8 protein-coding genes are annotated in these 11,753 nt (G+C 73.8%); 4 read left to right on the top strand and 4 right to left on the bottom strand.

Going from position 1 to position 11,753, the window contains the following annotated elements:
- Window positions 1-48 precede the first annotated feature (48 nt).
- From ACNAW0_RS06605 to ACNAW0_RS06615, 3 genes are all read left to right on the top strand, one after another.
- Window positions 49-1,314 carry an acyltransferase family protein gene (locus ACNAW0_RS06605; protein WP_416286825.1) on the top strand — a complete coding sequence of 422 codons (1,266 nt, stop codon included), beginning with the start codon at window positions 49-51 and terminating at the stop codon, window positions 1,312-1,314.
- Window positions 1,315-1,389: 75 nt separating this feature from the next.
- Window positions 1,390-1,842, top strand: coding sequence for a GNAT family N-acetyltransferase (locus ACNAW0_RS06610; protein WP_416286826.1), 453 nt, complete (start codon window positions 1,390-1,392; stop codon window positions 1,840-1,842).
- Between the two features lie 97 nt (window positions 1,843-1,939).
- Entirely contained in the window at window positions 1,940-2,494 is a 555-nt protein-coding gene (locus ACNAW0_RS06615; protein WP_416286827.1) for a hypothetical protein, read from the top strand.
- A gap of 15 nt (window positions 2,495-2,509) precedes the next feature.
- On the opposite strand, the gene ACNAW0_RS06620 is transcribed toward ACNAW0_RS06615, so the two are convergent.
- Together ACNAW0_RS06620 and ACNAW0_RS06625 are read right to left on the bottom strand one after the other, a co-directional pair.
- Complete coding sequence (locus tag ACNAW0_RS06620) at window positions 2,510-3,226, bottom strand: ABC transporter ATP-binding protein (RefSeq protein WP_416286828.1); 717 nt, start codon at window positions 3,224-3,226, stop codon at window positions 2,510-2,512.
- Window positions 3,223-4,215 (bottom strand): ABC transporter ATP-binding protein, encoded by a 993-nt coding sequence (locus ACNAW0_RS06625; protein WP_416286829.1) that lies wholly within the window; start codon window positions 4,213-4,215, stop codon window positions 3,223-3,225. Before ACNAW0_RS06625 ends, ACNAW0_RS06620 begins: the two co-directional genes overlap by 4 nt.
- 98 nt (window positions 4,216-4,313) lie before the next feature.
- On the opposite strand from ACNAW0_RS06625, the gene ACNAW0_RS06630 reads away from it, so the two are divergent.
- Complete coding sequence (locus tag ACNAW0_RS06630) at window positions 4,314-5,450, top strand: RNA-guided endonuclease InsQ/TnpB family protein (protein ID WP_416286830.1); 1,137 nt, start codon at window positions 4,314-4,316, stop codon at window positions 5,448-5,450.
- Window positions 5,451-5,580: 130 nt separating this feature from the next.
- Here ACNAW0_RS06630 and ACNAW0_RS06635 read toward each other — a convergent pair whose 3' ends face one another.
- Complete coding sequence (locus ACNAW0_RS06635; protein WP_416286831.1) at window positions 5,581-8,304, bottom strand: hypothetical protein; 2,724 nt, start codon at window positions 8,302-8,304, stop codon at window positions 5,581-5,583.
- On the bottom strand, window positions 8,301-11,477 hold the full coding sequence (locus ACNAW0_RS06640) for an FtsX-like permease family protein (RefSeq protein WP_416286832.1): 3,177 nt from the start codon (window positions 11,475-11,477) through the stop codon (window positions 8,301-8,303). Before ACNAW0_RS06640 ends, ACNAW0_RS06635 begins: the two co-directional genes overlap by 4 nt.
- Between the last annotated feature and the right edge of the window lie 276 nt (window positions 11,478-11,753).

An 11,753-nucleotide genomic window follows, 5' to 3' on the forward strand; every position in this document is an offset into this window, starting at 1 on the left:
CGAGACGGCCGAGTTGCCGATGCTGTGGCACCGGTAAGGTACGTCGCCATGGCGATCGTGTTCGGCCGGCGCGAATCCGGTTCACCCCCCGCTGCGCCCACCCGCGAGGGCCGTTCGCGGGCCGGGCGACTCGCGGTCATCGACGGCCTGCGCCTGGTCGCCGCGCTCATGGTGGTGATGTACCACTACACCGCGTACATCAATGGAGTGGAAGGCGCCTGGGGCGCGAAGCCCGATGTCGCGTTCCCGCATCTGCATCAGGTAACCGCGTACGGGTTCCTCGGCGTTCAGCTGTTCTTCATCATCAGCGGCTTCGTCATCTGCATGAGCTGCTGGGGCCGCACGCCCGGGGCGTTCTTCCGCTCCCGGGTGACCCGGCTCTACCCGGCGTACTGGGCGGCCGTGCTCATCACCACAGCCGTGGTGGCGCTGTGGCCCACCGTGCGCACGAGGCAGAGTTGGAGCGACGTCCTGCTCAACCTCACGATGCTGCAGGGTGCGCTCGACCGCCCCGCGGTCGATGCCGTGTACTGGACGCTCTGGAACGAGGCCCTGTTCTACCTGCTCTTCTTGGTAGTGGTGTGGCGGGGCCTGACGCTGAGCCGGACCACGAAGTTCTGCTACGCCTGGCTCATCGCATCGGTCCTGGTAGCCAACTCCGACCAGCAACTGCTGCGGACGATCCTGCAACCGGAGTACGCGCCGTTCTTCGTGGCCGGCATCGCCCTCTACCTCATCCACCGGTTCGGGCCTGACCTCATGCTCTGGGGACTGGTCGGTGCTTCGTACCTGCTCGCCCAGTTCTGGACCGTGCGGCGTGTGAACCACGTCACCGGTAAGGGGCTGACCGTTCACCTGTCGCCGGTCGTGGGTGTCCTGCTGATCACCGCGTTCTTCCTGGTGATGACCGTGATCGCGCTTGGTTGGACGGCGTCGATCCAAGGGCGGTGGCTGACCACGGCCGGTCTGCTCACGTACCCCCTGTACCTGCTGCACGAGTACATCGGCTGGGCCATCATCCACGCGGTGCGCGACGTCGCTCCGCGCCCGGTCGTCCTCGTGGCTGTCGTGCTCCTCATGCTCGGTGCGGCATGGCTGGTGCACCGCCTGATCGAGCGGCCGCTAGCGAGGATGCTGCGCAACGGGCTGGCCGCCGCGAACGCCCGCGCCGGCCGCCCGGGCCGGGACGAATCCACTCGACCCGCAACCACCGCACCCACCTCTCCAACCACCCAGATCCCTGTGCCCTCGAAGGATCCATTGGCCGAAGACACACTCGTCCTCCCGCTGCAGCCCCGCCCGGCCACCGACTGACGGGCGGCGAACTGCCGGGCAACCGGGCCCCCGACGCAGGCGTATCGCCGGGTGTCGCTGTGGCACGCTGCCAGGGTGACCGACGTGATCTTCCGGGAGGCGGTCCGCGCGGACCTGCCCGCCATCATCGCCCTGCTCGCCGACGACGTGCTGGGCAAGGCCCGCGACTTCATCGAGGTGGACGAGGCGTACGAGAAGGCGTTCGCCGACATCGACGCCGACCCGCGCAACCACCTGGTCGTCGCCGACGCCGGCGGTGAACTGGTCGGCTGCATGCAGATCACGTACCTCCCGGGGCTGGGCCGGCACGGCGCCGAACGGTCGCTGATCGAAGCGGTCCGGGTCCGCTCCGACCGGCGGGGCCGAGGGCTGGGCCGGGAGATGATGACCTGGGCGATCGACCGGGCCCGGGAGCGGGGCTGCGCGCTGGTGCAGCTCACCACCGACAAGACCCGCACCGACGCGCATCGCTTTTACCGCAACCTCGGCTTCGCGGCCAGCCATGAGGGCATGAAGCTGGCACTCTGACATCCTTCCCCCGCGCAGGGGAGCCGCTTCCCCGCCGGGCGGGACGACCGGGGCCGGTGCCCGGGGCAGGCTGGACGGACAGCCGAGGAGGACCATGATGCCCACAGCCGTCAGGCCAGCCGGCCCTGCCGTCCATCCGCGCGACGGCCGCCCCGCACCCGCCTGGGCGGTCCGGGTCGCCCACCTCATCCCGCTGGCCGTCCTGCCGTCCGGGTTGTGGCGGGTCGCCCTGGTCGCCGGGGTGCCGCTCGGCGCGTACGAGCACGGCGCGCCCGCCCGCACGCACGGCTGGGAGAGCATCAGCATCCTCTCGCTGAGCGTGATCTCGGAGGCGCTGGCGCTGCTCTCGCTCGGCCTGGTCCGCCCGTGGGGTGAGGTGTTCCCCCGCTGGCTGCCGCTGCTGGGCGGGCGCCGGGTGCCGCCGTCGTTCGCGGTCACCGTCGCCACCGCCGGCGCCGTCGCCGTCACCGTCGTCTGGGCGTACGCCACCTGGGGCATGCTCGCCCGAGACCTCGTCGTCGAGGGCGACGGCCTGGGCTTCTCGCCGGCCGGCTTCGCGCTGCTGGTGGCCTGCTACGTCCCGCTGCTCCTCTGGGGCCCCCTCCTGCTCGCCCTGACCATCGCCTATCACCACCGCCGCTGCCGCGCCTGACCCACCCGTCGGCGGTCAGTCGTCCACCAGGCGGCCGTCGCGGAGGATGAGGGTACGGTCGGCCATCTCGATCAGGGCCGGGTCGTGGGTGGCGACCAGGGCGGTCATGCCCCGGGCGTGCACCACGGCGCGCAGCAGGTCCATGATGGACCGCCCGGTCTCCGAGTCGAGCTGGCCCGTCGGCTCGTCGGCGATGAGCAGGTCCGGCTCGTTCGCCAGGGCCCGGGCCACCGCCACCCGCTGCTGCTGACCGCCGGACAGCTCGTACGGGCGCTGCGCGGCGTGCCCGCCCAGCCCGACGAGTTCCAGCAGCACGGCCACCCGCTGTTCCCGCTCCGCGGCCGGCACCTTGGCCAGCCGCAGCGGCACCCCGACGTTCTCGGCCGCGGACAGGATCGGCACCAGCCCGAAGGTCTGGAAGACGAAGCCGACGGTGCCCCGGCGCAGCGCGAGCAGTTCCCGCTCGCTCGCGGCCGTCACGTCGTGCCCGGCCACCCGGACCCGCCCGGCGTCCGGCCGGTCGAGGCCACCGACGACGTTGAGCAGGGTGGTCTTGCCCGCGCCGGACCTGCCCCGGACCGCCACCAGCTCGCCGCGTCCGGCGGAGAACGAGACGTCCCGTACGGCGTGCACGGCGTGCTCGCCCTTGCCGAAGGTCCGGCTCACCCCCTCCACCCGGACCACCTCGTCGGTGGTGGCGACGCTTGTCGGCGCCAAAGTTGGCTCGGTCATGCCTCACTCCGTTCGGCGTGCGCCCGGTCGCCGGGCCGCACCTCGACGTGGTCGGGTTCCAGGTTGAGCCGGACCCGGTCGCGCAGGGACAGGGCGTCCACGAAGGGCGCCGGCAGCTGCATCCGGCCGGTCCGGTCGAGCACCGCGTACTCCTCGCTGACCAGCTCGGTGCTGCCGTCGGCGGCGACCCGCGCGGTACGGCGTACCTCCGAGGAGGTCCGGCCGTCGCGGATGGCGACGGTCCGCCGGACCTGGCCGGCCACGGCGTGGTCGTGGGTGACCACCACGATGGTGACGCCCAGCTCGGCGTTGATGTTCCGCAGCGCGGTGAACACCTCGACGCCGGTCGCCTCGTCCAGCTCGCCGGTCGGCTCGTCGGCGAAGAGCACCTCCGGGTCGTTGGCCACCGCCACGGCGACCGCGCAGCGCTGCTGCTCGCCGCCGCTCATCTGGCTGGGCTTCCGGTCCGCGCAGTAGCCGACGCCGACCAGGTCGAGCAGCTCGCGGGCCCGTTCCCGGCGCTCCCGCCGACCCCGCCCGCCGGCCAGCCGCATCGGCAGCTCCACGTTCTCCAGCGCGGTCAGGTACGGCAGCAGGTTCCGGCCGGTCTGCTGCCAGACGAAGCCGACCACCTGCCGGCGGTAGCTGAGCCGGCGCCGGTTCGACAGGGCGAGCAGGTCGTACTCGGCGACCCGGGCGATGCCGGCGGTGGGGGTGTCCAGCCCGGAGAGGATGTTCAGCAGGGTCGACTTGCCGGAACCGGAGGCGCCGACGATCGCCACCAGCTCGCCCCGGTCGATGACCAGGTCGAGGCCCTGGAGCGCGACGACCTCCACCCCCTCGGTCTTGAAGATGCGGACCAGGCCGTCACAGACGATGTGCCCGCGCAGCCGGTCCCGCCCGCCGGCCCGTTCGGCGGCGCGCTGAGCGGCGCGCTGCTGGAGGGCGGCGAGGTCCGGCACGGCGGACGCTTCGGTGGTCGCTGTCATCGGAGTTGCGGCGTGGAAACCCGGCCGTTCAGGGCCGGGAGGAAACGCCGCTCCCTCCCTTCGGATGTTTGTCGTACGTGGACGGTAAATTGTGAGGTGTGGGTGAGGTGGCGAAGCGGGCGTACAAGTACCGCTTCTACCCGTCCCCGGAACAGGCTGAGCTGTTGAACCGGACGTTCGGGTGCGTGCGACTGGTGTACAACCGGGCGTTGGAGGCGCGGACCCGGGCATGGGCGGTTGACCGTCGGCGCACCACGTACGTGCAGTCCTCGTCGTGGCTGACTGAGTGGAAACGCACGCAGGAGTTGGCGTTTCTGAACGAGGTGTCGTCGGTTCCGTTGCAGCAGACGCTGCGGCACTTGCAGGCCGGGTTCGTGGCATTCTGGGACAAGCGGACCCGATACCCGAGGTTCAAATCCAAACGCAAGTCCCGGGCGTCGGCCGAATACACCCGCTCCGCCTTCCGCTGGCGCGACGGCCGGCTCACGTTGGCCAAGATGGACACCCCGCTGAACATCGTGTGGTCTCGGCCCCTGCCCGACGGGGTAGAACCCTCCACGGTCACCGTGTCCCGCGACGCCGCCGGCCGCTGGTTCGTATCCATCCTGATCGAGGACCCGGCCGTGAAGACGCTGCCGCCTGTCACGGCGGAGGTCGGTGTGGACGCGGGTATCACCACTCTGCTCACCCTGTCCCACCCGATACCCGGGGTGAGCGACGAGCACGGCAAGGTGGCCAACCCACGCTACGGGCAGACCGACCGGCGCAAGCTGGCCAAGGCCCAGCGGAACCTGGCCCGCAAACAGAAGGGCTCCAACAACCGGGCGAAGGCCCGGCTCACGGTGGCCCGGATTCATGCCCGGATCGCCGACCGGCGGCGGGACCACCTGCACAAGCTGACCACTCGGCTCGTCCGTGAGAACCAAACGGTCGTGATCGAAGACCTCAGCGTGCGTGACATGCTCCGTAACCGCCGCCTGGCCCGCGTCATCTCCGACGCCGCCTGGGGTCAGTTCCGCAGCATGCTGGAGTACAAGGCCACCTGGTACGGGCGTGAGGTGATCCCCATCGACAGGTGGTACCCGTCGTCCAAGACCTGCTCGGCCTGCGGGCGGATCAACACCAACCTCGCCCTCAACGACCGCACCTGGACGTGCCCCGGCTGCGCAGTCGAGCACGACCGGGACATCAACGCCGCTAGAAACATCCTCGCCGCCGGGCTGGCGGAGAGGTAAAACGCCTGCGGAGCTGATGTAAGACCTCAAGGGAACAAGTCCTCCCGGAAAGGCAGTCGGCGATGAAACAGGAAACCTCACGGGCGACCGTGAGAATCCCGGCCCTCTTCAGAGCCGGGAGGATGCCAACTCAGCTCTCCTCTCCGAGCCGGAGCACCTCGCCGAGGCGCATCCGGCGGTTGTTCAGGGCCTCGACGGTTACCGCGAAGCCGAGGGCCAGCACGGCGAGGCCCAGCACGCCGGCCACCAGGCCGGGTTCGAAGGCGGCCCGCACCGCCACCCCACCGGTGAAGGCGGGCAGGCCGAGCACGGGGGTGAGCAGCACCGGCAGCAGCGCGCCGACCAGCGCGCCGGTGAGCACCGACGCCAGCACCAGCGGAGTCAGCTCCACCAGCAGCAGGCCCCGCCACTGGCGGCGGGACAGCCCCATGGTGCGCAACCGGGACAGCACCTGCCCCCGGCTGCGCGCCTCGGCGAGCACCGCGAACGCGAGCGCGAGCAGGCCGAGCACGCCGCCGCCGACCGCGCCGATGGTGAACCCGAAGACCAGCAGGCCGTTCACCCCGCTGCCGCCCAGCTCGGCACGGACCGCCGACCGGGTGAGCACCTCCGGCTGGCGGGGCCGTTCGCCGGCGACGAGGGATCCGGTCCGCTGGTAGCGCCGCTGCCCCTCGTCGACGACCCGGGCCACCGCGGCCGGGTCGATCCCGGCGCCGGCGAGTACGAAGCCGGTGGGGGCGAGCGGGTGCGGGGCGTTCGCCGGCAGCGCCGGCCAGGGCAGCACCAGGAACCGGTCCACGCTCCGGTCGACCAGCGCGAACTCCTCGACGGTGCCGGCGACCCGCACCGGCAGCCGGTTGCCCTGCACGTCCAGCCAGGCGGGCCGGCGCCCCTCCCGGTCGGCGAGCCCGGCGGTGGCGAACTCCTTGGCGAGCGCCGGGGAGACCAGCGCCGGCAGCGGCGCCGCCGGGTCGCCGGTGACCCGCAGCGGGTCGGGCACGGTCACCGCGACGCCGGCGCGGCGGGCCACCTCGGCGAAGCGGTCGCCGTCGACCAGCAGGGCGCGGAGTTCGCGGACGCCGCTGAGCCGGCCGGCCTCGTCGGCGTACGGGCGTTGGCCCGGCTCGACCAGCAGCGGGGCGACCGCGCGCACCCCGGGCAGCGCGGCCAGCGCCTCGGTGGTGTCCGGGGCGAACCGTTCCCCGTTGACCAGGACGTCCCCGGGGACGGCGCGCACGGCGGCCTGGTCCCGGCCGTGCTCGATGCCGGCCGCCACCACCCCGCAGAACGCGGCGGTGGCGATGGCCAGCACCACCACGACGAGCGGGCCGGTGGTGGCGGACCGGCCGGCGCGGGCCGTGCCGAGGAACGCGACGCTGCCTCGGGCCCGTGCGGCGGCCCGGCTGAACAGCCGCAGCGGCCACGGGTACGCGCGCAGCGCGACCAGCGCCGCGGCGACCGCCAGCAGCACCGGCACGGACACCAGCAGCGGGTCCACCGTCCCGTCGAGGGTGAGCCCGCGCCGGCGCAGCAGGAACGCCCCGAGGGCGGCGACGGCGAGCACGGTCACCTCGACGGTCAGCCGCACGGCGGTGGAGCGGGCGCCGACCAGGTCGGCCCGCCCGCCACCACTCCGGGTGACGGTGAGCGCGGTGACCGGCAGGAGCAGCGTGGCCGCCACCGCGGCGAGCAACATCCAGCGCAGGTCGGTGCCGTCGCCGGGGAGGAGCCCGCCGAGCAGCCAGCCGGTGCCGGCGGCGAGCGGCAGGACCAGCGCCGACTCGGCCAGCCCGCGGCGCAGCACCGCGCCGGTCGAGCCGCCCCGGGCGCGGATCAGCGCGTACTCGGTGCGGCGTCGACGCGCCGCCAGCCGGGCGGCGAGCAGGGTCAGGCCGGCCAGGGTGGCGAGCAGCCCGGAGGCGATGACGGCGAGCAGCGTACGGGCGGCGGCGAGCGACTCGGCGAAGCGCCGCAGCGGGATGTCGATGCCCTGGGTGAGGGTGAGCCCGGCCGGGCGGGTCCGCTCCAGGGCGGCCAGCCCGTCGATCAGCGCGGTGAGCTGATTCGCGGTGATCCGGTCCGGCGAGATGCGGTAGCGCCAGCCGAAGCTGATCGGCCAGCCGGAGGTCGCCGCGACGTCGAAGCCGCGCTCGCTGGTCACCCCGACGCCCAGGAACGGCTTGCCGTCGCCCTCGGGCTCGGCGAGCCGCAGCATCGACGGCAGGGCGTCCCAGATCCCGTCGGTCGGGTCGGTCGGCCGGAACACGCCCACCAGGACAACCCGGCTGACCTGCAGCGGTTTGTCGTCCCTGCCGAGCAGCGAGTAGGTGAACCGGTCGCCGGCGTGCAGCCCGAGCTTCCCGGCCACCGTGTCGGCCAGCGCCACCTCGATCGCGTCGTCCGGGTCCGTGTCGGGCCAGCGTCCCTCGACCAGGGTGGCCGCCGCCTGGATGCCGGTGACCACGCGCAGGCTGAGGTCGATCAGCCCCTTGTCGGCGGTCAGCCGCGGGCCGCGCAGCCGGCCGAACTCGGTCTGCGCCTGGTACCACCGCTCCCCGATCGTCACGCGGACGGCAGGGGGCATCCGGCCGTGGAGGGTGTCCAGCTCGGCGGCCCGGGTGGCGGCGACCCGGGTAGTGCTCTTCGACACCAGCTCCGGCTCGGAGGTGTAGGTCAGGTCGCGGCGCGCCGGCTGTTGGTTCGCGACGTGCTCGCGCAGCCCCTGCCCGGTCAACCGATCGGCGACCCGGGGCACCGCCGTGATCAGCAGCGCGGTGACCAGGGTCAGCACGGCGAGCAGCAGGAAGTGCCCCCCGTACGCCCGCACCCGCCGGGCGACCGCCAGCAGACTCATCGTTCTCCCCCGATCCGAAGCTGGGCCGCGGCCACCCGCTGGCGGATGCCGGCGGTGATGATGGCGCTGAACATCAGGGCGATCGCCAGCAGCCCGAGCGCGGTCGCCCCGACCGGCGTCCAGGGCACGATCAGGGCCGCGTCGGGCACCGGCCGGCCGGCGGCCGGGGTGAGGATCACCCGAGGCACCATGGTGGCTGCCACCCCTGCCCCGACCAGCAGGCCTACCCCGACCCCGATGCCGGCGAGGAAGGACTGTTCGGCCAGCAGCGCCCGGGCGAGCAGGCGCGGTGCCGCGCCGAGTGTGTGCAGCACGGCGAACTCCGTCATCCGGCGCCGGGCCGTCGCCCAGACGTCGACCGCGAGGCCGACCAGCGCGAGCAGCACCGCGCCGAGGGCGGCGGCGAGTAAGCCGGTGCGGGCGCCCAGCCAGTACGGGTCCCGGGCCGCCTCCGCCGCGACCTGGCGCCGGTCGAGCAGGGTGGTGCCGGGTAGCTCGGCGAGGGCCGCCGCGGCGGCGGAGTGGTCGTCACCGGTCCCCAGCCACCACTCGGACAGCGGCCGGATCGTGCCCTGCTGGAGCAGCAGCCAGTCGGCGGCCGTGGGCAGGTCCAGCAGGATTCCGTCCCGCTCGGTGGCGGGCACGGCGGCGACCTGCCCGACCAGCCGGACCGGTAGGGACACCCCGGAGAGCGAGAGGGTGACCGTGTCCCCGTCGTGGAGGTTCAACGCCGCCGCGGCGCCGGGCGTCATGAGCGCGGGCACCGACGGGTCGTCCCCGGCCGGCACCACGGCGAACCGGGACGGAGGTTGGGCCACGAGCCGCCAGAGCCCTTCCGGCAACTCCACCTCGTGCGTGACGTCCACGCTGGTGCCGCCGACCGGTGCCGGCCCGCCCGGGCCCTGCAGGGGATCGATCAGCCGCCAGCCGGTGCCGAGGGAGAAATCCAGCGCGCCGCCGCCGGCGTCGGTGAGCCGGAGCCCGTCGAGGCGCAGGCGGTAGCTGGTGCCGGTCGCCGCGCCCGCGTCGGCCTCGAACCCGATCAGGCGCAGCGGCGTACCGCCGGTTTCCGGCAGCGGGACAGAGAACGGCACCGGCCGGTCGCCCTGCCCCACCGCCAGCGGCAGCCGCCAGGTCGTACCGCCGTCGGTGGCGAGCAGCGCCACGACGGCGACCCGCGGTTCCCCGAACGGCGAGACGACCGGGGTACGGACGGTGCCGGCGAGCTGTCGGGCACCGTCCGGGATGGCGACCCCGGGAGGCGCCAGGCGGTGCGCCATCCGGTCGAGCAGCTCCGAGGCGGACGCGTCGCCGACGGCGTCGTCGAGCCGGAGCAGCCCCTTCGCGCCGGCCGCGTCCAGGCTCACCACGGTCACCGGCAGATCCTTGCGGCCCAGCCGGACGTCGTCGCGCCAGGCCGGCAGCACCCGGTCCACGCCCGGCACCGCGGCCAGCGCGGCGGCCCGGTCGGCCGGCGCGACGCCGTTGCGCTCGACCAGCCGCAGGTCGGTGCCGACGCTGTGCCGGGCCTGGTCCTCCTGAGACCGTTCCCAGGACGCCAGCATCGACCAGGCCAGGGTGCTGCTGCCGACGGCGAGGGCGAGCAGCAACACCGGGCCGGCGTGCGGCCGACGGCCCGCCTGCCACATCCCGAGGATGACGGCGGTCCACGGTCGCCGGTCGACGAACCGCTCGGCGAACCGGGTCGCCGGCGGCAGCAGCCGCAGTGCGACCACCGCCCCGGCCAGCACGCCGATGGTGGGCGCGGCGGCGAGCAGCGGGTCGATGCCGAGCTGCCCACCGGCCCCCGCGAGGGGCGAGGAGTACTGCCGCAGCTGGATCCAGGCGAGCACGGCGAGCGCGACGAGCGCCAGATCGACGCTGGCCCGCTGCACGGCCGCACCCCGGGTCGGGCGGGACCGGGCCGCCATGTCGGCGACGTAGGTGCCGGCCCGCCGCAGCGCGGGCATCACCATGGCCAGCAGGCAACCGATCGCGGCGGCGACCGCGACCGCCCAGACCTGGCCGTAGGCCCCGCCGGCCAGCCGTAGGTCGGCGCCGAGCCACCGCACCGCCGTTCCGGTCAGCGGCGGGGCGAGCAGGACGGCCGGAGCCACCACCAGGGCCGCCTCCCGTACGGCGAGACCGGCGAGCTGGCCACGGGCGGCGCCCCGGGCGCGCAGCAGCGCGGTCTGCGCCCGCCGGTCCTCATTGAGCAGCGCGGCGACCAGCACCAGCGCGTACCCACCGAGGACCACGATCAGCAGCAGCGGGGTGAGCAGTGCGGACCGGCCGACCAGATCGGCCCGGCCGAGCCGGTCGGCGAGCCGGTCCAGGTTGCTGACGGTCTGGGCGGAGGAGCCGAGACCGGTGGCCTCGGGGATCTCCTCGGCGACGGCGGCGACGGCGGCCTTGACCCCGGCCAGCCGGCTCGGTTCGACGCTGGCGAGGTCGGGCGCGACCAGCCAGGCGGCGGACGTGGAGCCGGGGAAGGTACGTGCGAAGTCGGCCGGGTCCAGCGCGAACGGACCGTACGAGGTGACCGCATCGATCCCCTTACTGTCGCCCACGCCCGGGGCCAGTCGCCAGTACGGCTCGCCCGGGTCGCGGGGCCGCCAGGTGCCGGCGACGACCACCGCGCCGGCCCGCTCGGCGCTGCGGTCGTAGAGCGGCACCCGGTCCCCGATCCGCAGCCCGAGCTGGCCGGCGATCTTCTCGGGCAGCGTCACCTGCAGCGGCGTCGTCCCGGGCGTCGGCCAGGAGCCGGCGGTGAGTTCGGCGTGCGCGGACAGGTCGGTCAGGGTGGCGAGGTTGGCGAACATGGGGTCGTTGCCGATCCGGGCGGCGCCGAGGTCCCCGGTCAGCTCGCGTCCGGTGCCGTTGCGGGCGCCAGCGACGGTCACCGGCACGCCGCCGAGCCCGTCGGCGAACTGGGCCCGGACCGCCCGGTCCCGCTCGGCGTACGCCGCGGCGTCCCGGCCACCGGAGCCGCTGACCAGCAGGCTGCGCTCCTCGGCCGGGGCGGCGGCGAACACCGCCCGCTGACCCGCGTCGACCGCTCGGCGGTTGTAGTCGGAAAGCCCGGTGACCAGCGCGACCGCGACCAGGGCCGCGACGGCGGCGGCGAGCAACAGCCCGCGCGCCTCGACGGCCCGCCTCCACACCAGCTTCATCCGATGCCCTCCCCTGGCCCCGGTTGGGCCGATGACAAGGGAGACCCGTCAGGGGCCGGGAAAGGTTCGCGCCCGTTACATGATCGTTATCTGTCGTCCCTCGGGCATTGGCTCCCAGCGGCACTTGGACGGCGGCTGGCCGGCTGCGGCATCCCGACCACCCGCCCGGCACGAGAGGGCGAGGCGGATTTCATGTAACCGGCCACCCTCCCCGCAGTGGATGGTCGTCGTCCCAGCCCTCGTCTTGGAGCCATGCCCGTGCGCGAGGTTCATTGT

This window comes from Micromonospora sp. SL1-18, from assembly GCF_047921505.1.
GTDB lineage: Bacteria > Actinomycetota > Actinomycetes > Mycobacteriales > Micromonosporaceae > Micromonospora.

Coding starts and splice junctions, on each gene's coding strand:
- ACNAW0_RS06620 (WP_416286828.1), bottom strand. CDS start 3,226: ATGACCGAGCCAACTTTGGCGCCGACAAGCGTCGCCACCACCGACGAG.
- ACNAW0_RS06640 (WP_416286832.1), bottom strand. CDS start 11,477: ATGAAGCTGGTGTGGAGGCGGGCCGTCGAGGCGCGCGGGCTGTTGCTC.
- ACNAW0_RS06615 (WP_416286827.1), top strand. CDS start 1,940: ATGCCCACAGCCGTCAGGCCAGCCGGCCCTGCCGTCCATCCGCGCGAC.
- ACNAW0_RS06635 (WP_416286831.1), bottom strand. CDS start 8,304: ATGAGTCTGCTGGCGGTCGCCCGGCGGGTGCGGGCGTACGGGGGGCAC.
- ACNAW0_RS06625 (WP_416286829.1), bottom strand. CDS start 4,215: ATGACAGCGACCACCGAAGCGTCCGCCGTGCCGGACCTCGCCGCCCTC.
- ACNAW0_RS06605 (WP_416286825.1), top strand. CDS start 49: ATGGCGATCGTGTTCGGCCGGCGCGAATCCGGTTCACCCCCCGCTGCG.